The organism is Acetobacter oryzoeni, from assembly GCF_004014775.2.
In the GTDB taxonomy this organism is placed as follows: Bacteria; Pseudomonadota; Alphaproteobacteria; order Acetobacterales; family Acetobacteraceae; genus Acetobacter; species Acetobacter oryzoeni.
In genome coordinates this window covers 908,569-930,080 of the sequence record NZ_CP042808.1, presented here as the reverse complement: position 1 = coordinate 930,080, position 21,512 = coordinate 908,569, and the positions used below count along the sequence as shown (strand labels likewise).

The 21,512-nt window shown below is 56.6% G+C and carries 17 protein-coding genes; 9 read left to right on the top strand and 8 right to left on the bottom strand.

The features are described 5' to 3' along the window. Positions 1-165 precede the first annotated feature (165 nt). From EOV40_RS04465 to EOV40_RS04455, 3 genes are read left to right on the top strand one after another with little or no spacing between them, the layout of a single operon-like run. On the top strand, positions 166-1,611 hold the full coding sequence (locus tag EOV40_RS04465; RefSeq protein ID WP_128105145.1) for a S41 family peptidase: 1,446 nt from the start codon (positions 166-168) through the stop codon (positions 1,609-1,611). Between the two features lie 20 nt (positions 1,612-1,631). Further along, on the top strand, positions 1,632-2,723 hold the full coding sequence (locus tag EOV40_RS04460) for a divergent polysaccharide deacetylase family protein (RefSeq protein ID WP_050819586.1): 1,092 nt from the start codon (positions 1,632-1,634) through the stop codon (positions 2,721-2,723). Then, on the top strand, positions 2,720-3,232 hold the full coding sequence (locus EOV40_RS04455; RefSeq protein ID WP_050819585.1) for an RNA pyrophosphohydrolase: 513 nt from the start codon (positions 2,720-2,722) through the stop codon (positions 3,230-3,232). The genes EOV40_RS04460 and EOV40_RS04455 overlap by 4 nt, the downstream gene beginning before the upstream one ends. A 74-nt stretch (positions 3,233-3,306) precedes the next feature. Here the strand turns inward: EOV40_RS04455 and EOV40_RS04450 are convergent, their stop codons facing one another. The 5 genes from EOV40_RS04450 to EOV40_RS04430 form a co-directional block, all read right to left on the bottom strand. Continuing rightward, positions 3,307-4,884 carry a DHA2 family efflux MFS transporter permease subunit gene (locus EOV40_RS04450; protein WP_050819584.1) on the bottom strand — a complete coding sequence of 526 codons (1,578 nt, stop codon included), beginning with the start codon at positions 4,882-4,884 and terminating at the stop codon, positions 3,307-3,309. Then, the gene (locus EOV40_RS04445) at positions 4,881-6,086 is read right to left on the bottom strand and encodes an HlyD family secretion protein (protein ID WP_087651391.1); all 1,206 of its coding nucleotides are present in this window, start codon (positions 6,084-6,086) and stop codon (positions 4,881-4,883) included. The genes EOV40_RS04450 and EOV40_RS04445 overlap by 4 nt, the downstream gene beginning before the upstream one ends. A 173-nt stretch (positions 6,087-6,259) precedes the next feature. Next, entirely contained in the window at positions 6,260-8,053 is a 1,794-nt protein-coding gene (locus EOV40_RS04440) for an ABC transporter ATP-binding protein (RefSeq protein WP_050819582.1), read from the bottom strand. Between the two features lie 57 nt (positions 8,054-8,110). Then, a complete protein-coding gene (locus tag EOV40_RS04435; RefSeq protein ID WP_128105144.1) occupies positions 8,111-9,304 on the bottom strand; it encodes a CCA tRNA nucleotidyltransferase in 1,194 nt (397 codons plus the stop codon). Next, complete coding sequence (locus EOV40_RS04430; RefSeq protein WP_050819580.1) at positions 9,301-9,906, bottom strand: DUF1285 domain-containing protein; 606 nt, start codon at positions 9,904-9,906, stop codon at positions 9,301-9,303. Before EOV40_RS04430 ends, EOV40_RS04435 begins: the two co-directional genes overlap by 4 nt. Positions 9,907-9,988: 82 nt before the next feature. On the opposite strand from EOV40_RS04430, the gene EOV40_RS04425 reads away from it, so the two are divergent. From EOV40_RS04425 to EOV40_RS04405, 5 genes are read left to right on the top strand one after another with little or no spacing between them, the layout of a single operon-like run. Beyond that, positions 9,989-11,026, top strand: coding sequence for an AAA family ATPase (locus tag EOV40_RS04425; RefSeq protein WP_128105143.1), 1,038 nt, complete (start codon positions 9,989-9,991; stop codon positions 11,024-11,026). Positions 11,027-11,031: 5 nt separating this feature from the next. Then, complete coding sequence (locus tag EOV40_RS04420; protein WP_128105142.1) at positions 11,032-12,015, top strand: DUF58 domain-containing protein; 984 nt, start codon at positions 11,032-11,034, stop codon at positions 12,013-12,015. Further along, entirely contained in the window at positions 12,012-14,807 is a 2,796-nt protein-coding gene (locus EOV40_RS04415; RefSeq protein ID WP_128105141.1) for a DUF4159 domain-containing protein, read from the top strand. The genes EOV40_RS04420 and EOV40_RS04415 overlap by 4 nt, the downstream gene beginning before the upstream one ends. After that, positions 14,804-16,948, top strand: a complete 2,145-nt coding sequence (locus tag EOV40_RS04410; RefSeq protein WP_128105140.1) for a VWA domain-containing protein — start codon at positions 14,804-14,806, stop codon at positions 16,946-16,948. Before EOV40_RS04415 ends, EOV40_RS04410 begins: the two co-directional genes overlap by 4 nt. A gap of 23 nt (positions 16,949-16,971) precedes the next feature. Then, entirely contained in the window at positions 16,972-17,640 is a 669-nt protein-coding gene (locus tag EOV40_RS04405; RefSeq protein WP_128105139.1) for an ankyrin repeat domain-containing protein, read from the top strand. Between the two features lie 61 nt (positions 17,641-17,701). Here the strand turns inward: EOV40_RS04405 and EOV40_RS04400 are convergent, their stop codons facing one another. From EOV40_RS04400 to EOV40_RS04390, 3 genes are all read right to left on the bottom strand, one after another. Then, positions 17,702-18,805, bottom strand: a complete 1,104-nt coding sequence (locus EOV40_RS04400) for a site-specific DNA-methyltransferase (RefSeq protein ID WP_003622780.1) — start codon at positions 18,803-18,805, stop codon at positions 17,702-17,704. Then, positions 18,802-19,449 carry a ribonuclease HII gene (locus tag EOV40_RS04395; protein WP_080986775.1) on the bottom strand — a complete coding sequence of 216 codons (648 nt, stop codon included), beginning with the start codon at positions 19,447-19,449 and terminating at the stop codon, positions 18,802-18,804. Before EOV40_RS04395 ends, EOV40_RS04400 begins: the two co-directional genes overlap by 4 nt. A gap of 110 nt (positions 19,450-19,559) precedes the next feature. Beyond that, positions 19,560-19,865, bottom strand: coding sequence for a CsbD family protein (locus EOV40_RS04390; RefSeq protein WP_003628207.1), 306 nt, complete (start codon positions 19,863-19,865; stop codon positions 19,560-19,562). Positions 19,866-19,977: 112 nt separating this feature from the next. On the opposite strand from EOV40_RS04390, the gene EOV40_RS04385 reads away from it, so the two are divergent. Continuing rightward, entirely contained in the window at positions 19,978-21,372 is a 1,395-nt protein-coding gene (locus EOV40_RS04385; RefSeq protein WP_128105138.1) for an MFS transporter, read from the top strand. Positions 21,373-21,512: the final 140 nt, after the last annotated feature.

Sequence of the window (21,512 nt, the reverse complement as noted above, 5' to 3'; positions counted from 1 at the left end):
GCTGGCACTTTGCCAAGCAGGAGCACAAAGGTTACTCTGCCCAACCAACGCCAGAACATCTGGTTATGCGCGTAAAACCTTGGCCACACCCCTATTGTGCTGGCTGAAAAGACAGGAAGAACACGCAAGGGCCACATACAGCCCTGCGACAGGAGAGACGATCGCATGAAGTTCCGCACAGGTCTGATGTTCGGCGCCACTGCCTTAACCGGCCTTGCCCTGGCTTTTCATCCGGGCCACTTTTCTGGCTCTGCCCTTGTAGCTTCCTCCGCGCAGGCTGCCACTGCGCCAGATGCCACACCCACCACAAACCACGCTGAAACATACCGGCTTCTCACACTGTTTGGCACGGTTATGGACATGATCCGCCAACAGTATGTGGAACCTGTTTCAGACCGTGATCTGATTACAAATGCGCTGAATGGCATGTTGAGCGGGCTGGACCCGCACAGCTCCTACATGACGCAAAAACAGTATGATGACATGATGGTGCAGATGAAGGGCGAGTTCGGCGGCCTTGGTCTGGAACTTCAGCAGCAGGATGGGCATATCCGCGTTGTATCCCCCATTGATGGCACACCGGGTTTTCGGGCTGGCATCAAGCCGGGTGATTACATTATTGCCGTAGATGGCCACCCGATTGACGGCACCCCGCTGGACGAAGCCGTGAAGAAAATGCGCGGCAAGGCCAACACCAAAATTACCCTGACACTGGTGCGCGAAAAAACACCCAAGCCAATTGTGGTGACGCTAACGCGTGAAGTGATTCACATCGATGTAGTGAAATCCGCGCTGTATGACCGGGTGGGGTATATCCGCGTGGCACAGTTTAACGAAACCACGGAAAAAGAACTGCTGAAGGCTTATAACAGCCTTAAACAGCAGGCTGGTGGCAAGCTGGCCGGGCTGGTGCTGGATCTGCGGAATGATCCGGGCGGCCTGCTGGATCAGGCTGTGGATGTTTCTTCCAACTTCATTCGCTCGGGTGAGATTGTTTCCACCCGCTCGCGCAACCCCAAAGATAGCCAGCGTTGGGATGCCCACGGCACCGACATTACTGATGGTCTGCCGCTGGTGGTGCTGATTAACGGTGGCTCCGCTTCTGCTTCCGAAATTGTTTCCGGCGCGTTGCAGGATCATCACCGGGCTGTGCTGGTTGGCACACGTTCCTTCGGTAAGGGGTCTGTGCAGTCCATTATCCCCATTCCGGGTAACGGTGCCGTGCGGCTGACCACCGCACGTTACTATACACCTTCTGGCCGCTCCATTCAGGCGCTGGGCATCACGCCCGATATTGTGGTGAAGGAAACGCGGGAAGACCCGGCCTTCAGCCTGCGCGAAGCTGATCTGGAACATATTCTGAAAAATCAGGGTGGCAACCAGACCAAAGCACAGCCGCGCACAGATCTGCCTGCCATTGCCAAGGATATTCCAAACGAACCGCCAGCAAACTGGCCGGAGTTTGAATACGATAAGCCTGCAACAGACTTCCAGCTTCAGGAAGGCCTGCGCATTGTGCGCTTTATGGCGGGCCTGCCTTCTCCTGATCCGGCTGCATCTCTGCCACCTGCCAAGCAACCCGCCAAAACGGATAGTGCAACGCACCACTAAGGGCGCGAAAGGGAAAGGCCATGCACACTCCATCGCTCTGGCAGCAACTGCCCTCTAACGGGCGCGCCTTTATCCGCTTTTGGGGCGGGTGCGCCACAGCTGCTGTGGCGCTTGCCATAGGGTTACAGGTTATGGGGCCGCCCGGCCTTTCCATTGAGGGGCAGGATATTGATGTTTCGGCAGATTCTGCTGCCAAACAATCCTCCCCCGCGCAGCGCACCACCATTCCGGGGCCGCAGGCTGATCTGCTGGAAAGCAAGAATGGGCCGGGGGGCTTTCCCCTCCCCAAAGTGGGTGCGCATGATCGCACACCCAAAAAGGTTTATGCCGCCCCTGCAGTGGATGTGCCACCCGGCACCCCCATGGTGGCATTGCTGATTGATGGCATAGACCAGACAGATGACCTGACAACCGAAGCCATAAACTCCCTGCCCGGCCCGGTTTCTCTGGGCATTTCACCTTATGCCGCCAACCCTGAAGAATTGATGAACGCAGCACGCCAGCACAGGCATGAAACGCTGCTTTCTCTCCCCATTCAGGATAACGCCACCAAGAACACAGATGCCGGCCCCAAGGCACTTGGGTTGCTGCTTTCACCCCAGCAGAACATGGATAATCTGAACTGGGCGCTTTCTCATCTGGCGGGCTATGTGGGTGTTACCAACGCCTTTGCAGGCCAGAATGGTGGCAGTTTCCCGCAATCTGAAAGCTTTAAATCTCTGGTAAAGGCCATAGACCAACGTGGTCTGCTGTATCTGGATGCCACACCCGGCACACAAACCGAAGGGGCTAGCAGCACCGCCACCGCTGATGTGGTGGTGAACACGGATACGGATATTGTCAACATTGATATCCAGTTGCTGAAACTCCAGCAAATGGCACGGCAGAACGGCCGCGCCATTGGCATTTTGGGGCCATTGCGGCCTGTGGCCATGGCCTGCCTGCGCGCGTGGTTGCCGCACCTCAAAGACATGGGCATTGCGTTGGTGCCAGTCAGCCAGATTGTTCTGCCGCCAGATATGTCTGCTTACGGCCCAGCCGCTGCAGACGGCAGCATGCATGTGAACCTTTCCAACCCACGTGTGCAGCAGCAAGGCCAGCCGCAACAATGACAGACGCAAGCTCTCCGTCCCTTCCGTATCGCCCTAATGTGGGGGCCATGATTTTTCATGCTGATGGACGCATTTTTATTGCCCGGCGCACGGATATGCCCGGCGCTGGCGGCCCATTGAGCGAAGGCACATGGCAATGCCCCCAAGGCGGCATTGATGCCGGAGAAGACCCCCAAAAGGCCGTACTGCGCGAAGTGGCGGAAGAAATTGGCACAGATAAAGTGCGTATTCTGGCCGAACATCCAGAATGGATTACGTATGATCTGCCCCAGCACCTTATAGGCCGTGCATTGGGTGGAAAGTATCGGGGCCAGACACAAAAATGGTTTGCCTTGGCTTTTGAAGGCACAGATGCCGATATCCGGCTGGATGCCCAAACCCCAGCGGAATTTGACGCATGGCAATGGATAGAGCTTGCCACTCTGCCCCAGCAGAATGTCGGGTTTAAAAAACCGATTTATGAACGCTTGGTGCAGGATTTTGCACAATTTGCAAAACCCCGCGCATAAACATAACGCATAATAAAAAGCTCCCTGCCCAACCATAGTCAGGGAGCTTTTTTATTGGCTTTTTGCTGCGCTTTTTAGTGTGCGCCAGTCGTTTTGCCGCTGCCTGTAATGGCAGAAAACAGGAAGCAGAACGGCACGCACAGGAACGAGCCGATACCCAAGATCATAAACACTTCGTTGTAAGAAAGCATGGCCACCTGCCGGGTAAATTCCTGAAACAGGGTATGCTGGGCAATAGCCTGTGCGGCACCAGGGGCGTATCCGTGGGCTGTGGCAACACCTTTGGCCTGTGCCAGATAATCATTATACGGCTGATGGTACGGTGTCATCCACTGCACCATGTAAGACTGATGCGCCTGCCGCCGCTCTGTAAGCAGTGCCGTAGCACCAGAAATAGCCAAAGACCCCAACACGTTACGCGCCATACTGAACAGCGCCGAGGCATCTGCATTCAGCTTTTCGGGAATAGTGGAATACGCAATGGTAGAAAGCGGCACAAACAGAAAGGCCAAACAGGCCGTCTGGCTCATGCGGAACAGCATGAGGTGATGGAAATCCAGCAATGGCAGCAAATGGGCAGACCAGAACAGAGCGATGCCCATAAGCCCAAAACCCAGTGCAATCACATTGCGCACGGGCATGAGCGTCATCAACTTACCCACAATCGGGATCAGGAAGATAACGGCAATCCCGCCCGGAGAAAGCAGCAAACCAGAAATTGTGGCCGTGTAGCCCATAACCTGCTGGGCAAACTGCGGAACAATAATGGCGGATGCATAAAGCAGCGCGCCCATTGCCCCCATAAGTGCTGTGCCCACCGCAAAGTTGCGGTCCTTGAACACGCGCAAATCCACCGCCGGGTTTTTGGCATGCAGCAACCACAAAATGGCGCCACCAATGCCCAGAAACGCCAGAACGCCCATAATACGAATGAAGGTGGAACCAAACCAGTCTGCATCCTCACCACGGTCCACCATCACTTCAAGGCTGGCAAAACCAATGGTAATCAGGCTGATGCCAATGGCATCTACCGGGGCTTTCTGTTTACGCGCCCATGGTGGATCTTCCACCAGCGCCATCACACCAACGGTTGTAAGAAACCCGAATGGCACGTTGATGAAGAAAATCCAGCGCCATGAGAAGTTATCGGTAATCCACCCACCCAACGTTGGGCCAATAACCGGCCCCACAACCGCTGCAATGGCGGTAAGGCCAAACGCTGCGGCACGCTTTTCGGGCGGGAAGCTATCCAGAATAATGGATTGCTGGTTGGGCTGAAGCCCTCCGCCAAAAAAGCCCTGCATCAGACGAAAAATAACCAGTTCTGCAAGACTGGTAGCCGTACCACACAAAAACGATGATACGGTGAACATAACAATACAGATAAGAAAGTAGTTTTTGCGGCCAAAAACCTTACCGAGCCACCCAGAAATTGTCAGCACAATCCCGTTGGCTACCAGATAGGCCGTGAGTGTCCACGTCGCATCATCATACGTGCTGGATAGGCTCCCTGCGATATGCGGCAGGGAGACGTTCACGATGGTTGTATCCAGAATTTCCATGAACGCCGCCATGGTAACAACAAAGGCGACAGTCCATGGGTTATGCTTCGGCTTCCACCCGCCGGGGGCTACTTCGGCCTGTGTGCTCATTGCGCAGCCGGGGCCGGAGTTGCAGGTTCTGCCCCATCACGCGGCGGGGCATCAGAATGGCCTTCTGTATCAACATGCACAGTAGGCACTACGGACATACCAAGTGCCAGCGGCTGGTTGGGGTCCAGACCATCATCAATCAGGATTTTAACAGGCACACGCTGCACAATTTTTACGTAGTTGCCTGTTGCGTTTTCTGGCGGGAAGGCACTGAACTGCGCGCCCGTGCCCTTTTGCAATGAATCAATATGCCCATGCACCTTAAGGGATGGATAGGCATCAACCTTGATATCCACCTTCTGGCCGGGCTTCATGCGGGTAATCTGGGTTTCCTTGTAGTTGGCCACCACCCACACTTCTGGCTGTACAATGGACAGTATATTCTGCCCCTGCTGCACGTAATTGCCCTGCTCCAGATTACGCTGAGAAATCCAGCCATCATGCGGGGCACGAATTTCTGTCCATTCCAGATTCAGGTTTGCTGTTTCCAGCCGGGCCTGCGCAGTTTTAACCGCGGCCTCTTCCTGACTGATCTGGATAGCGGCGTTCTGAATATTGGGCTGCACGGGCATGGCCATCTGCACGGCACCCTGTGCGGCTATCACGCGGGCCTTGGCGGCATCCAACGCCGCGCGGGCGGAATCTATATCCTGCTGCGAGGTTGCTGCACGTTCCACCACATGCTGGCGGCGAAAATCTGTTTGCGCCTTAAATTCCTGCGCCTTGGCGGCTTCTAGCTGACCTTTTGCCTGCAACAGCTTACCGGGGAACTCCAGCATGGCCACCATGTGCATCATGTCACTGGCGTTTTTGGAGGCCTGCGCACTTTCAACCTGTGCAGCAGCCTGATCTCGCGCTGCTTTCCAGTCTCGGGGGTCTATGCGGGCCAAAAGCTGGCCTTTGCGCACAAACTGGTTATCGTTCACCAGCAGTTCCGTCACATACCCACTCACATGCGGTGCAATGGTAATGGCACGCCCTGCGGTAAAGGCGTCATCCGTTTCCACTTCATTGCGAGTCATAAACCAGTACACACCGGCACCTACAGCCAGTACGGCAATAACCCCAGTGAGAATAATCTTGCGGCGGGGATTTTCTTTTTTCTTTTCTTCTGGCTTGGCTGGTGCGCCGGTATTTGCGGAAGACTGGTCGTTGTGGTCGTCTGTCATACTGTTCCCTGCCATCTCAAACGCACGGCGCATACCCTGCTTTTTCGGTCACTCTTTCTCTGACCGAACTGGTCGGTCAGAGTTGTGGCATGTTCACAGGCGGGCATCAAGTCGCACATGGTATTCAGCACACGTGCAACCTAGGTTTTTCATGTTTTGCTGTAAAAAAGACGCAGTTTGCTACTGCCTGATCTGCAGTGCTGGCCTTAGCGTTCCAGCCCCTGCGTTCTGACCAAACGCGCATACAGGCCATTTTGCGCCATGAGCTCATCATGGTTTCCGCATTCCACGGCATGCCCTTCCTGCATCACCACCACCAGATCAGCCGAACGCACGGTAGAAAGACGATGAGCCACAACAAGCGTGGTGCGCCCTTGACGCAGGGTTGCCAAGGCATCCTGCACTGCGGCTTCGTTTTCACTATCCAGCGCGCTTGTGGCCTCATCCAGCAGCAGAAGGCGCGGGTTACGCAGCAGTGCACGTGCCAAGGCCACACGCTGCCTTTGGCCGCCAGAAAGGCGCTGCCCGCCCGGCCCCACTATGGTTTCATACCCTGCGGGCAAAGCCAGAATAAACTTTTCAGCCGCTGCGGCCTTGGCTGCGGCCTGCACTTCTTCTTCCGTAGCTGTGGGGCGGCCTATCAGAATATTGTCGCGCACAGAAAGATCAAACAACAAAGGGTCTTGGCTAACATAGGCAATGGCATCTCGCAGGCTGGCCAGCGTGAGATCACGCAAGTCCTGCCCATCCAGCAAAATGCGGCCAGATGTTACATCATGCAGGCGCGGCACCAGAGAAAGTGCGGTGGACTTACCTGCCCCAGATGGCCCCACCAAAGCGACAGTAAAACCGGGCTTGGCCTCAAAATTCAGGCCAGAAAGGCCAACCCGCCCATCTGGGTAAACAAAACCTACGTTTTCAAAAACCAGATCACCCTGCCCGGCACAAAGAGGCACAGCATTCGGGCTATCGGCCACAGCCGGTTTTTCATCAATAATTTCAAAAATGCGCACAAGGCCGGCCAAACCTTCCTGCAAGGCAGCATTCAAGGCGCCCAATGCACGCAGAGGGCGCGCTGCCAGCAACAAAGCAGCCACAAAGCCGGAAAAATCTCCCAACGTGGCGCCACCCATAGCCGCACGCCAGCCTGCAAAACCCAATACGGCTGCCACGGCTGAGCCACCCAGTGCTTCCAGCAAGGGGTCAACACGCGCACGGCCCCGCGTAATGCGCAACATGGCCTGATGCAGATGATCAAAAGAAATAGCAGCGCGCTCTTCCTCGCGCTGTTCAAGCCGATACACACGTACGGTGCGCGCCTGACTGAAGCTTTCCGTTAGAAATGCGGCTGTTTCCCCAATCCGTTCCTGCATGCCGCCAGAAGCGCGACGCACACGCTTGCCCAGTTTTTGAATAGGCACTGCGGCAATAGGGTAAAGCAGCCCGGCAATCAGGCTAAGTTCCCAATCCATGTAGAACATGGAGGCAATCAGCCCCACCACGGTCACAACATCACCCAGCGAGTTCACGGCCCGGATCATGGCTTCACGGATGGAAACGGCATCCGTGGTAAAGCGGGCTGCCAGCTTGGCCGGAGCCTCGCGCTCTACATCGGTAATATCTGCCTGCACCAGATGCGCGAACATCTCGCTTTGCAAACCGCGAATAACCTTGAGCACCAACCCTTGAGACGCCAGCGTTTGCGCGTATTGGGAAATGGATTTGGCAACCGTAATCAGCACCACCAGCAACGGCACCTGATACAGAATGCGGGAATCGTGGCTAGAAAACATATCCAGCGCGCGCTGGATAACCAGCGGATACAGCGCCGTAAGCCCGGCGGTTAACACCGTAAGCAGCACAACAGCCGTAAGGTTACCGGGATAATGGCGCACCTGCTCCCGCCATAACCTCCTCAGAAGCACGCGGGTATCATCCGGCAACAAATCGCGGGATGAACGGGACGAACGGGTAGAGGAAGCAGATGCTTGTGACGTCATGCGCTCTTCTCTAACAGCCTCCCCCCCTTCCACGTAAGAGGCTGGTGCATGGTTTTATTATGGCAACGCTTTCGCCCGTCTTAACGCATGGGCCAAACAGGCCTGTTTATCCGCCGTGCAGCCGCCCTGTTGCCACCAGTTGCGCACATCTTTCAGCACCAGCCCAACATGTGGCCCCGGCTGGCAACCTGCCTCCAGCAGATCTCGCCCTGCTAGGGGGAACACAGGTATTTCAAGCTGCGCCAAACGTTGGCGCAGTTCTGTGCCCAAAACATCAGGATGTCGCGCCTGATACAACCAACTGCGTGCAATCAAAATATCCGGCGGAGTATCTGCCAATAAGTGGCGTAATTGCGCATCAGACATATCGGGCAAAGGCACGGGTTCAGCCCGCATGGCCTTCAGACGCGCGGCTTCAGCGCGAGAGAATTTGAGGCGGCGCGCCAGATCCGCACTTTTTTCTGGCACCAAAGCCGCCAACCGCAGCAAGGCATCTGCTGGCGGATGGCACGCCATTAACTGCGCAAACAAAGGCACATTCGTACCTTCTGGCAGCAGAACAGGCAAAATACCGGCCTGCTGCATCAGATACACAACTTCCAGCACCTTCGGCCCAGCCAGAATACGCTTGAGTTCAGACCATATACGCTCAACAGACAGGCCGTTCAGCAATTCTGCCTGTGCGGTAATGGCGTGCATGGCCTGTGCATCTGCCTGCCCACGCCCGTAGCGCCCCCAGAAGCGAAGAAAACGCAAAATACGCAGGGCATCTTCCTGTATCCGCAGCGTGGCATCGCCTACAAAGCGCACAGTTCCATCTGCCAGATCATGCTGGCCGCCAAAATAATCGTGCACAGTGCCCGTGCTGTCACAGGACATGGCGTTGATTGTAAAATCACGGCGCGCGGCATCTTCTTGCCAATTGTCTGTCCAGCACACCACGGCGTGGCGTCCGTCTGTTTCCACATCTCGCCGCAGGGTTGTAATTTCATAGGGCGCGGAATCGATCACCGCCGTGACCGTGCCATGCGCCAGCCCTGTGGGCACAACTGTCATACCCTGTGCCTTCAGGCGCTGCATGACCTCCTCGGGCGGTTGAGGCACTGCCAGATCAACGTCCGCAATGGGGCGCTCCACCATCAGGTCACGCACCACACCACCGACAAGACGCGCTTCAGGCAGCACGGCCCATATCTGCTCCAGCGCATGCAGGCGCGCAGGCTCCAAGCGGTCCAATAAAGTTGGGGTCATGCGTCGCAATCTGTGCCGGATGTTTGCCTGGCCAGCGGAAAAAAGCAGCCGCAGCTCCAAACGCCCATGCAGGGAATACCCTGGCACATGCCCGGCTCTGCCAAAGCTGCCAGTTCGTACCACACCGGGCGAGATAAACGCGCCTCTAGCGGAAAGTGCCGGTTATCGCCTTCCCGCAGCCGAATGTAAGGGGGGCAGCTCTCCGGGCAGGCTTCTGGTGGCATGTTCCAATCTGTCCGAATCGGGTGCTCCGGTCCGGCCACCACCACTTCATCCATATTGGTGCGAAAACACAGGCGCTGCATTTTGCCGCAGCCCGTCCAATCCAGCTCTACCGCCAGAAAAGGCACGTCTTCCACCTCAATATACCCGGTCTCAAAAGGGGAGCGCAGCAGGTATGCCCCTTTTTCATCCCGCGTGAGCATGGAGCCAAACATGCACAGCATGGCCTTACGCTTTATGGGCGTGCCCCGATAAAGCCACACACCATCACGCCGCACCAGAAAAGGCAGATATCCCAAGTCGTGCCTTTTTCTTTCCGGGCTTTCCTGATGCCCCGAACAGGCAAGACTGTCGCCACTCACTGCGTGTTCGCCTTTCACTGGCCTATCATCCTGTAATACGTGTCCATACCGTCATCCTGATGATATAGGGATGATACCCCGCTTGATGTAAGCCCCGTATGTGCTTCACACTGGAACCATGACCGCATCAGACGCATCGCAGCCCGCGCAACAGCCCTCCTCTCCTCCCGAAGTGCGGGAGGCAGACCGTATCTGCGAACGGCTGCAAGCCGTGCAGCAGGAAACCTCTCGCATTGTTTTTGGCCAAAAACAGGTTATCCGCCAAACACTTGCCACCATTCTGGCTGGTGGGCATGCGCTTTTGGTGGGCGCACCCGGTTTGGGCAAGACATTGCTGGTCACAACTTTGGGAACAGTGCTGGGGCTTGATTCGCGCCGCGTGCAGTTTACGCCAGACCTTATGCCCTCCGACATTACGGGCAGTGAAATTCTGGATGAAGATGCATCTGGCCATCGCAGCTTCCGCTTTGTGCCCGGCCCCGTGTTTTGCCAACTGCTGATGGCGGATGAAATTAACCGCGCCAGCCCGCGCACGCAGTCTGCCCTGTTGCAGGCCATGCAGGAACACCGCGTAAGCGTGGCCGGAACGGAATACCCCTTGCCGCGCCCCTTCCATGTTCTGGCCACCCAGAACCCTATGGAGCAGGAAGGCACCTACCCGCTGCCAGAAGCGCAGCTTGACCGCTTTATGCTGCAAATCCCGCTCTCCTTCCCTGATGAAGCAGCGGAACGGCAGATGCTGCTGGCCACCACTGGTGCACAAACCGAGCAGCCTCAAACCCTGATGGACGCCGCAAGCCTGCTGGAAGCACAGGCACTGGTGCGCCGCATTCCGGTGGGTGAAAAAGTGCTGGATGCCATTCTCAATCTGGTACGCAACGCCCGACCAGAAACCACGCAGGATGCCACCTTGCGTGAACAGATTGCATGGGGCCCCGGCCCACGTGCTGCCCAAACGCTTATGCTGGCCACCCGTGCGCGTGCTTTGCTGGATGGTAGGCTTTCCCCCAGTCTGGATGATGTTGCGGCACTGGCACAGCCTGTTCTGGCCCACCGTATGGCGCTGACTTTTGCCGCCCGTGCTGAAGGTGTGCAGATTCAGGATGTAATCTCCCGCCTTCTGCAACAGCTGGGTTAAAGCCATTGCGCGGCCCATCTTTTCTTACCGCCGCATTCCGCCGCAATAAGGCTGGCACCACACAGGCACCGCATTTTGCCATGCAGGCAGATGCGTCTGTTGCCATCGGGCAACCTGCTGCCCTTACCCAACAGGCGCAGGCTTTGGCAGCACGCATGCCCGATCTGATTGTGCAGGCCAACCGCACAGCCGCCACGCTAGCAGCCGGGCAGCACCCGCAACAGCGTGCGGGATGGGGCGATACCTTCTGGCAATATCGCCCGGCCCAACCGGGGGAACCTGCCGCGCACATAGACTGGCGACAATCTGCCCGTAGCACCCACGCCTATGTGCGCGAAACAGAAGCCGAAAGCGCGCAAACCATTCTGTTATGGTGTGATCTTTCTGGTTCCATGAACTGGCAATCCCGCACCAACATTCTCACCAAGTTGGAAAGCGCCATTCTGCTTACGCTGGCAATGGCCGCCGCTCTTGCCCGCGGAGGAGAGCGCATTCGCCTGCTTTCCTCCTCTGGCATGGTGCATTTGCCTTCTGGTGGCAGCCTGCTGGAACGTCTGGCATTGGCTTTAGTATTTCAGGCATCCACACCGCAAAAAAATGCCCTACCCGCCGCAGCCGCATTACCGCGCCACGCGCATTTGCTGCTGGCCAGTGATCTGCTGTGCGAAACAGACGCCCTGCGTGGGCTGCTCCATCAATGCGCGGCCCGTGGTGTGCGTACGCATGTGCTGCATATTGCAGACCCGGCCGAACTTTCACTCCCCTATGAAGGGCGTGTTGAATTTACGGGGCTGGAAGGCGAACCGCCCATAGAGCTGCCCCATGTGCAAACATTGCGTGCAGATTACACCCATCTGGCATCAGCACGCAGCGGCCAGATTGAACAAATGGCCGTAAGCCTTGGGCATGATTATCTTTGCCATGTAACAGATACCCCAGCCACACCCACACTGTTGGCCCTGCATAATCTGATGGGCCGCCGGGTATGATATTTCTGGCTCCCCTTGCCCTGCTGGGGCTTCTTACGCTGCCACTGGTGTGGTGGCTTGTGCGTGCAACACCGCCGCGCCCACGCCAACAGGCATTTCCGCCCGTAAAACTGCTGGCCAGCCTGAAACCACGCCAGACCGAAGTCGCACGCTCTCCGCTCTGGTTGCTGCTGTTGCGCCTTTTGGCTGTTACCTTGTTGGTGTTTGGCCTTGCCCGGCCTGTGCTGCCGGGGCATAATGCCGCCCAGCAAGGCTCTGGCCCGGTGCTGCTTGTTATAGATAACGGCATGTTCAGCGCCGCAGACTGGAACGAACGGCTAGCTACTGCACAAAACCTTCTGGATGATGCCGAGCGCGCCAAACGCCCTGTGCTGTTGCTGACAACCGCACCAGAAGCAGAAACATCCGCTGCAGAAAACCTCGCCCCTCTGCCAGTTGCACAGGTACGGCAGCACTTGAACGCGCTGCGGCCCGAACCTTGGCAAGTGGATCGATCAGCTTCCGCTCATACACTGGAACATCTGACAGCACAGGCATTTGGCAGCGTTCTGTATCTGGCGGATGGCATAGCCACCCCCGGCGATAATGCCTTTACGCACGCCCTGCAAAGTTTAGGCCATGTGCGCGAAGTGCGCTTTCCACACCAAAATGCTGTGGCTTTGGTGCCAATGGCCGATAAAGGCAGTAACGTCATGGCCCGCTTGGTGGCAATGCCAACGGCGGCTCCACGCGCCTTTAACGTTGTTGCACACACGCAAGATGGTGGCACGCTGGCTGTTGTGCCCGTAACCCTGCCCGCACAATCCGCCTATGCCGATATTTCGGTAAACCTGCCAGCCGCTGTGCGTAACCGTATAGACACGCTTACACTTGCGGGCACGGCCAGCGCGGCCACCACGGTGCTGATGGATGAAAGCAGCCGCCTGCATCCGGTCGGCCTTCTGGCTTCTGGTGGCGCAGATACACCTTTGGTGGGGTCTTTGTTCTATCTGCGCCGCGCCCTTGCACCTTCTGCCGAATTGCATGAAGGCACGCCAACAGCTCTTTTAAGCCGCCCACTTTCTGTTTTAATCGCGCCCGATGGCACGTTGGCAGACCCGGAAACACGGGAAAAAGTGCGCGAATGGGTGAAAAATGGCGGCACGCTTATCCGCTTTGCTGGCCCAGCCCTTGCCGGTGCTCAGCATGATGAGGCTGCCGAAAGCGCAGAAAGCGAAAACACCCAGCCACCTACACAAGACCTGCTGCCCGTTGCCTTGCTGGATGGCGCACGCCAACTTGGCGGTTCCATGACATGGGGCACGCCACAAAAACTTGCTCAGTTTGATGCAACCTCTCCCTTTGCCGGGTTGGTGCCCCCCAATGATGTTACGGTCTCACGGCAGGTTCTGGCCCGTCCCTCCGCTACACTGACTGAACATACATGGGCCCGACTGGCAGATGGTACGCCACTGGTAACGCACGCAACGTTGGGCAAGGGAGAGATTGTACTGTTCCATGTCAGCAGCACCACGGATTGGTCTAACCTGCCGCTTTCCGGGTTGTTTGTCTCCATGCTGCAACGGCTGACAGACCACGCAAACGGCGTGAGCGTACCTGCGGATGATGCCATATTGCAGCCAGCCCTTACGCTTGATGGCGCAGGCGTTGCTGGCTCTCCGCCACCATATGCTCGTGGCCTGAAAGCCTCTGCCTTTGCCACCACGGATGTATCCCCCGCGCACCCACCCGGCCTGTATGGCCCCGGTTCTGGCCGCCGCGCCTTGAATGCAGCAGATCATATTACCGCGCTGCATTCTGAAAGTGCTGTGGGGGTTATTACAGACCCCGCAGGCCAACAGCCGGATGTGCCGCTTGGGCGCTTCTGCCTTCTGGCTGCTCTTGTTCTGTTGTTGCTTGATGGTGCTTTGGCGCTACTCATGCGTAAGGGATTTTTGGCGCCCAAACGCACCAACGTGGCCGCCATGGTTATGGGGGGCATGCTGCTTGGTATGGCTGTTCCTGCCCATGCAGCAGATACACAGCCACTTGCCCCTGCGCCGCAAGCTACGCCCCCCGTGCCCGGAGCGGCACTTGAAACACGTCTGGCCTATATTTTAACGGGGCATGCAGATGTAGATGAGGCCTCCCGCCAAGGGCTTCAGGGACTGGCAGATTTCACCAATGCCCGCACATCTGCCGTGCTGGGCCACCCTGATGGCGTGCACCCCGAAACGGATGATCTGGCGTATTACCCATTGCTATACTGGCCCATTACGCCAGATGCCCATGCCTCCCCCGCCATGATAGCCGCACTCAACCGCTTTATGGCGCATGGTGGTATTTTGCTGATTGATACCCAAGGGCAGGACACACCAGACAGCACCTCAGATGATGCCAGCTTTGCCGGCGATGCCCCGGGCACACGCGCCGCCCTGCGCCGTGCCACAACAGGGCTGACAGTGCCACCACTTGTGACCATGAATGACCATCACCTGCTGGCACATACCTTTTACCTGCTGCATGATTTTCCGGGCCGCTATGCTGGCCAGCCCATATGGGTGGCGCGTGAAGGTGATGCGGGGAATGATGAAGTCAGCCCCATCATTATCGGCTCGGCAGATTGGGCACATGCGTGGGCGGTTGATCCATCTGGCAACACGCCCTTTGCGGTTATTCCCGGTGGGGCGGAGCAGCGTGTGCAGGCCTATCGCTTTGGGCTGAATATTGTCATTTACGCGCTTACCGGCAGCTACAAGGCGGACCAGGTACACGTGCCCATGCTTCTGAAACGGCTGGAAGACCGGCCATGATGAACAGTTTGATGCAATCTATCGGTTTTGCGCCATTGCTGCCTTTATGGCTGCTGGCTGTGCTTGGCGTTGCGGGCGTGCTTCTTTGTGCGTGGAGCCTGTATAACGGCGCGCGCGGGGCCTTGTTGCGCCTGGCCGCACTTGCCTCACTTCTGTTCTGGCTGGCAGGCCCGCAGCACCTGCGTGAAAGCTGGCATAGCCTGCCCCAAACCGCCCTGATGCTGGTAGATCAATCCCCCTCCATGTCTATCGGGCAGCGGGCGGCTATTGCCCGGCAGGCTGCGGATGCATTGGCGCATATGCAGGTGGATGGGCTGAATATTCGCACCATTACAGTGCGCCAGAACGGGCATGATGGCACACGCCTGTTTGAGGCATTAGATCAGGCCGCGGCAGATATCCCGCCCGATCAGCTTGCTGGCGCCATGATGGTTACAGACGGTCAGGTAGCTGATGTTCCGGCCAACCTGCCTGATCGCCTGCGCCCGCGCACCGCTACGGGGGAACAAACCACCCTGCCCCTGCATGTGGTGCTGACTGCCAAAGGTGAGGAAACAGACCGCAAGCTCCAGATACTGGAAGCACCGCCCTACGCTATTGCCGGGCAACCTGCACATTTGCGCGTATTGGCCGAAGATTCCGGCCCCAACACGCACACCGGCACGCCAGCAGAACTGACCCTGCGTGTAAATGGGGAAGAACCTGTGGTTATTCCTGTTGTTACAGGCACGCCGCAGGATATCAGTATTCCCGTTGCCCGACCGGGGCAGATGCTCATCAGCCTTTCGGTTTCTCCTTTAGAGGGGGAAGTCTCACAACTGAATAATCAGAGCATCACCCATATTATGGGCATTCGGGATAGGCTGCGGGTTTTGCTGATTTCCGGCACACCCAACCAAGGGGAACGTGTCTGGCGTAGGCTGCTGAAAGCCGACCCTGCGGTGGATCTCATTCACTTCACCATTTTGCGCCCACCAGAAAAAGATGATGGCACGCCGCTATCTGATCTGGCTTTGATTGCTTTTCCCGTAAAGGAACTGTTTCAGGACAAGATCAACCAGTTTGACCTGATTATTCTGGATGGTTTTGAAAACCGTAGCATTCTGCCCCACAGTTATTTGGAAAACATTGCCAATTTTGTGCGCCGTGGTGGCGGGCTGTTGCTGACAGCCGGGCCGGAGTTTGTAGGCTCCGGATCACTTCAGGAAACACCTGTGGGCGATGTACTGCCCGCACATGTACCACTGGAAACTGGCATGGTGGAACACCAGTTCCGCCCCCGGTTAACGGCTCAGGGCCGCCAACACCCTGTAACGGCGGCTCTCTCTGGGGCGCCAGATGCAAATGTGCCGGATAGCACAACAACCGTTGCCGGTGCATGGGGCCCATGGTACCGCGCCCTCAAGCCAGACAGCACACATGGTGAAGTGCTGATGAGCGGGCCAGATGCCGCCCCCCTGCTGGTGTTGGACCGGGTAGATCAGGGCCGCGTGGCCCTCTTGCTTTCTGACCAGATCTGGCTTTGGTCTCGCGGGGAAGGTGGTGGCGGACCGCAGGCGGAATTGCTGCGCCGGATTTCCCATTGGCTCATGAAAGAGCCAGAGCTAGAAGAAGAACAACTGGCCGCCAGCATTACCGACAACGTGTTAACCGTAACACGCCACAGCATCAGCACCGAAGCCACACCACCTGATGTAACCCTTACGGCACCTTCGGGCACACATACAACGCTACACCTGCATGCCGCCCCGCAGGATGGCAGCCAAACGGCAACCTTGCCTGCAAACGAAACAGGCATTTGGCAGATAACGGATGGTGCACACACTGCCTACGCAGCCCCTGTACAAAGCGATATCCGTGAAATGACAGATTTACGGGCCACGGCCACCAAGCTGGCACCTATGGCGCAACAATCGGGCGGAGGAGTGTTCTGGCTGGGTGCACCCGGGCATTTGGCCATACCAACCATTCGGATGGCAGAATCTACCACTCTGCACGGCGCAGATTGGCTGGCCTTTCCGCAGCGTGGTGCACATATTGTTACGGGTAAAAGTGCAGAGCCGTTATTGCCAACATGGAGCATGCTGCTGCTATCCCTCACCTTCCTTTTTGCTGGATGGTGGCGTGAAGGCCGAAATTGATACCAGCAGGGAAAGAGCGAGGTGTGCGGTCTCTCCACTTTCGCACCATTATACGGTGTGATAGCATGACGCATACGTGTAATGATGGACAGACAATGACCCGTTTCTGCCGCCTTGCTTCTTCTGCCATGCTTATGGGCAGTTTTGCCTGCTTTGCCACCTCTCCTGTCTGGGCGCAGGCACAAGGGGGCGATGAAGCAGCCGCAGCTGAAGACGCCAAAAAGGCGGAAGACGCACAGGCTGCCAAACGGGCCGCCCCGCCCACCAATATTCCCGGTGCATCAGGTCTGGATGAAGATGACGGGGATAAATCCAACAAGGATGTGGAACCCACAGCGGCTTTGTTTGATGCCATCAACCGTGGCAGCATTTCTGCTGCAAAAGATGCCATTAACCGTGGGGCAGATCTGAACGGGCATAATATTCTGGGCCAGACACCGCTGGATATGTCTATCGACCTCAACCGAAACCCCATTACCTTCCTGCTGCTTTCCCTCCGCACACCGGCTGATAATCCGCGTTCTTACGGTGGCAGCATGGATGATGGGGGCGCGGAACCTGTTGTTTCTGGCGGCATCAACAATGCCCGTTATGAACAGGAAGAACAGAAGCGCATTCAAGAACGGCGTTACGATAGCACCGGCGGCACTGCACAGCCTTCTGTTGGCTTTTTGGGCTTTGGTGGCAGCTAAAAAAGCTGCCTTTTTATATCTGTTTTTAAAGTATTTTCTTGATTGTCAGAAAGAAGCGCAGTTAGGCCTGCGCTGTTTTCTGGAGTGTTTCCTGCCGCAGCACATCAAGCTGCAACAGTTCCCCTGCCCGTTCAAAATGCCAGAATGTCCAGCCATTGCAGGATGGGGCGTTTGTAAGCTGCGCACCCAGCTTGTGAATAGAGCCGCGCTTGGTGCCATTTACCAGCGTGCCATCGGGTGAAACGGTGGCATGCACACGGCGCTTTTTGTCACACACCACTGTGCCAGCGGCAATCACTCCCTGCTCCACCAATGAGCCAAAAGGAATACGCGGGGCTTCGCGCTTGTCCTGTGTGGTCTGCACGGCATCGGCTTCCAGCGGTGTTTCAGCAGCCACACGCGCCATGGCAGCTTCTACGTAATCCGGGTGGCGTTCAATACCAATAAAGTGCCGCCGCAAACGGCGTGCCATGGCAGCCGTGGTGCCCGTGCCGGAGAATGGGTCCAGAATAACATCATTTACTGTGGTGGAGGCCAGCAACACGCGGTGCAGCAGGCTTTCCGGCTTTTGGGTGGGATGCAGCTTCAGGCCGTGTTCATTCCGCAGGCGTTCATTACCTGTGCACAGGGGCAGATACCAATCTGAGCGCATCTGCACATCATCATTCAGGGCCTTCATGGCCTGATAGTTAAAGCGGTAGCGGCTATCCTGCCCACGCGCGGCCCAGATGAGGGTTTCATGCGCGTTGGTAAAGCGCCGACCACGGAAATTGGGCATGGGGTTGGATTTACGCCACACAATGTCATTCAGAATCCAAAAGCCCAGATCCTGCAAAATGGCGCCAATGCGGTAGATATTGTGGTAGGAGCCAATCACCCAGATTGTGCCATCCTTGTGCAGCACGCGGCGGGCTTCTGCCAACCATGCACGGGTGAAGCGGTCATATTCTTCCAGATCGGAGAATTTGTCCCAATCATCATCCACGCCGTCCACCAGCGTATCATCCGGGCGGCGCAGTTCCCCACGCAGCTGAAGGTTGTACGGCGGATCTGCAAACACGCAATCTACAGAGCCAGAAGGCAGGGAGCGCATGGTCTCCACACATTCACCACGGAGGATCTGATCAAGAGGGAGTTCCATGGATGCTGATTTTGCGCCGCTCATACCTGCTTCTCCGCCGAATAATGTTCTTCTAGCTGCCGGCGCACTGTGCCGAACGTCTTTCTGTGGTGCGGTGTAATACCCACGCTGATCAGCGCCTTGCGATGAACAGCCGTGCCGTAGCCCGCGTTTTTCTCCCAGCCGTAATCAGGCCAGCGTGCATCCAGCCGGGCCATAGCGCGATCACGCACCACCTTGGCCACAATAGATGCCGCAGCAATAGACAAGCTTACCCTGTCTCCGCCCACAATGGCCTGTGCAGCGCAGCCAAAATCCGGCAGCTTGTTGCCATCCACCAGCACATGGTCTGGCAGGCGCGGCAGGCGGCCTACCGCCCTTTGCATGGCCAGATGGGCTGCATGGTGGATGTTCAGCTTATCGATTTCCGCAGTGGAGGCCGCCCCAATGCCGATTTCAATACCCGGCACCTGTGGCAGGCGTTCCGCTATGGCTTCGCGCACAGCTGGTTTTAATTTTTTGGAATCATCAATAACGGCGGCAAGATCAGCAGGTACACCAGCGCCAAACACCACTGCGGCAGCAACCACGGGGCCTGCCAGCGGGCCACGGCCCACTTCATCCACCCCGGCCACTCGGCCGCCCAGTTGCTGTTCCCGCGTAAAGTCCGGCATTGCCCCTCTTTCCATCCATTTGATGCGACTCGGCTAAATTAACCGAGTCGCATCAACTGCGACTCCGCAGAGAAGGAGAAGCATTTTTTTACCTAGGAGCGCAAGAGTCCCGGTAAACTAATTTTTCAAGAACGCTTGCGACGGGGGAAGATCAGCCAGCCCAGAACAAGGCCAATGGCAGACACAATACCCAATGAAAGCAGGGGTTTATCACGCACAAAGGTGGCTGCCTTTTCCAGCACGCCTTCACCTTCTTCGTACAGGTCTGCAAAATCCTGCTGCATGTGGCCAGCAAACTGATCGAACTTGCCTTCAGCCTGCATGCCAATGTTACCTGTCAGACCACCCACGGCATCCTTCACATGGCCTTTGGCATCTGTTGCTGCGCCTTCAACCTTGCTTTCAACATTTTTGATTTTATCTTCAGCCATGACTTTTTCCTTAAACTTTGAGTGCAATCCTGCCCGCCTGCTTGCCGTAACAAAACAGTGCTTGCAGGATCATAGGTTGCATCAGACCGCAAAAACACGTTTCTGACTAGGCATGCCACGCCCGACCAAAGCGCAGTTCACCGCCCTGATCGTTGCCTCCATGATGTTTATGGAACAGCTTGATGGCACCATTCTGGCAACAGCTCTGCCTTCTATCGCTAACAGTTTACACGTTGATACAGTTGCAACCTCTGTTGCACTTACATCGTATATTATTGGTCTGGCCATTTTCATACCGGCTTCTGGCGCGTTGGCAGACAGGCTGGGCAGCCGCTCCGTGCTGATGGTGGCCATCTGCATTTTTGTAACCAGCTCCCTGCTTTGTGCGCAGGCAAACTCCCTGCCCTTTCTGGCCTGCATGCGCACGCTACAGGGCATTGGTGGTGCCCTTATGGTGCCCATAGGGCGGCTGGTGATTATCCGCAGCACACCGCGTGATCAGCTTGTACGCACCATGACATGGATGATGCTGCCCGCCACGCTTGGCCCCTTGCTAGGCCCGGTGGTGGGTGGATTTATCACCACATGGTTTTCATGGCGGTGGAACTTTTACCTCAACATTCCCATCGGGTTGGTTGGGCTGGGGCTGACGTGGCGCTTCATTCCACAAATTTATGAACCCACTCCCCCGCCGTTTGATTTGAAAGGTATGGTGTTGGCCGGTGGCGGGTTGGCTCTGCTTTCTGTTTTTGCAGAACTGTTCAGCCACGCTGAAGGCTCTATTACTTTGCGCTTGGCCATGCTGGGGGCTGGCTGCCTTTTGATGGCCATTTACTGCATCCACGCCTTTCGCATTCCCGCGCCATTGCTGGACTTCCGGCTGATGCGTATTCCCACGTTTCGGATTTCGGTTTTTGCGGGCGCAGCCTCACGCGTGGCTGTTGGGTCTCTGCCTTTTCTTATGCCGTCTTTCCTGCAAATCGGTATGGGGCTGAATGCCGCACAAAGCGGGTTGGTCACATTTACAGCGCCTATTGGGGCGTTACTAACGCGCCCCTTTGTGCCAGCCATTCTCAAACGCTGGGGCTTCCGCAGAGTGCTTATGTTTAATGGTGTTTCTGCGGCTGTTGTTTTTACATTGGTGGCCAGCTTTCGGCTGCCGCATGCGTTGTGGCTTTTCTCACTTATCCTGGCATGTGCGGGCGCTGCGCAAGCTATCCAGTTTTCCGCCTACAACACCATTGCCTACGCGGATGTGCCTGCAAGCAGCATGAGTGCAGCAACCAGCCTGTATTCCACCATGCAGCAGATCATGCTTTCTGCTGGCATATGTATTGCTGCGGGCACGCTTACGGTGCTGGGGCAAATATATGGCCACACCACACCCACTTTGGGTGATTTTTCCGCCGGCTTTCTGGTAACTGGGGCTGTATCTCTGCTGGCGGTGCCTTTTGCGGCAAGCCTTGCGCCTTCTGCCGGGGCCTCCATGAGCGGCAACAAGCACTAAAAAAACGTAACAAGCCCTTCCCATATCCATGTGGTACGTTTTACGGTGAAAGCAGGATTTTCTGCTTTCCGGCACATATCAATTCCTTCAGATGGATTATAAAACCTTATTCTGGCCTTTATTTTCCTGTCTGAACCAAC

Bases quoted from the DNA above. Each gene is read 5' to 3' on its own strand.
- EOV40_RS04435 (WP_128105144.1), bottom strand. From the start codon at position 9,304: ATGACCCCAACTTTATTGGACCGCTTGGAGCCTGCGCGCCTGCATGCG.
- EOV40_RS04385 (WP_128105138.1), top strand. From the start codon at position 19,978: ATGCCACGCCCGACCAAAGCGCAGTTCACCGCCCTGATCGTTGCCTCC.
- EOV40_RS04410 (WP_128105140.1), top strand. From the start codon at position 14,804: ATGATGAACAGTTTGATGCAATCTATCGGTTTTGCGCCATTGCTGCCT.
- EOV40_RS04440 (WP_050819582.1), bottom strand. From the start codon at position 8,053: ATGACGTCACAAGCATCTGCTTCCTCTACCCGTTCGTCCCGTTCATCC.
- EOV40_RS04450 (WP_050819584.1), bottom strand. From the start codon at position 4,884: ATGAGCACACAGGCCGAAGTAGCCCCCGGCGGGTGGAAGCCGAAGCAT.
- EOV40_RS04465 (WP_128105145.1), top strand. From the start codon at position 166: ATGAAGTTCCGCACAGGTCTGATGTTCGGCGCCACTGCCTTAACCGGC.
- EOV40_RS04415 (WP_128105141.1), top strand. From the start codon at position 12,012: ATGATATTTCTGGCTCCCCTTGCCCTGCTGGGGCTTCTTACGCTGCCA.
- EOV40_RS04445 (WP_087651391.1), bottom strand. From the start codon at position 6,086: ATGCGCCGTGCGTTTGAGATGGCAGGGAACAGTATGACAGACGACCAC.
- EOV40_RS04395 (WP_080986775.1), bottom strand. From the start codon at position 19,449: ATGGAAAGAGGGGCAATGCCGGACTTTACGCGGGAACAGCAACTGGGC.
- EOV40_RS04390 (WP_003628207.1), bottom strand. From the start codon at position 19,865: ATGGCTGAAGATAAAATCAAAAATGTTGAAAGCAAGGTTGAAGGCGCA.
- EOV40_RS04460 (WP_050819586.1), top strand. From the start codon at position 1,632: ATGCACACTCCATCGCTCTGGCAGCAACTGCCCTCTAACGGGCGCGCC.
- EOV40_RS04455 (WP_050819585.1), top strand. From the start codon at position 2,720: ATGACAGACGCAAGCTCTCCGTCCCTTCCGTATCGCCCTAATGTGGGG.
- EOV40_RS04400 (WP_003622780.1), bottom strand. From the start codon at position 18,805: ATGAGCGGCGCAAAATCAGCATCCATGGAACTCCCTCTTGATCAGATC.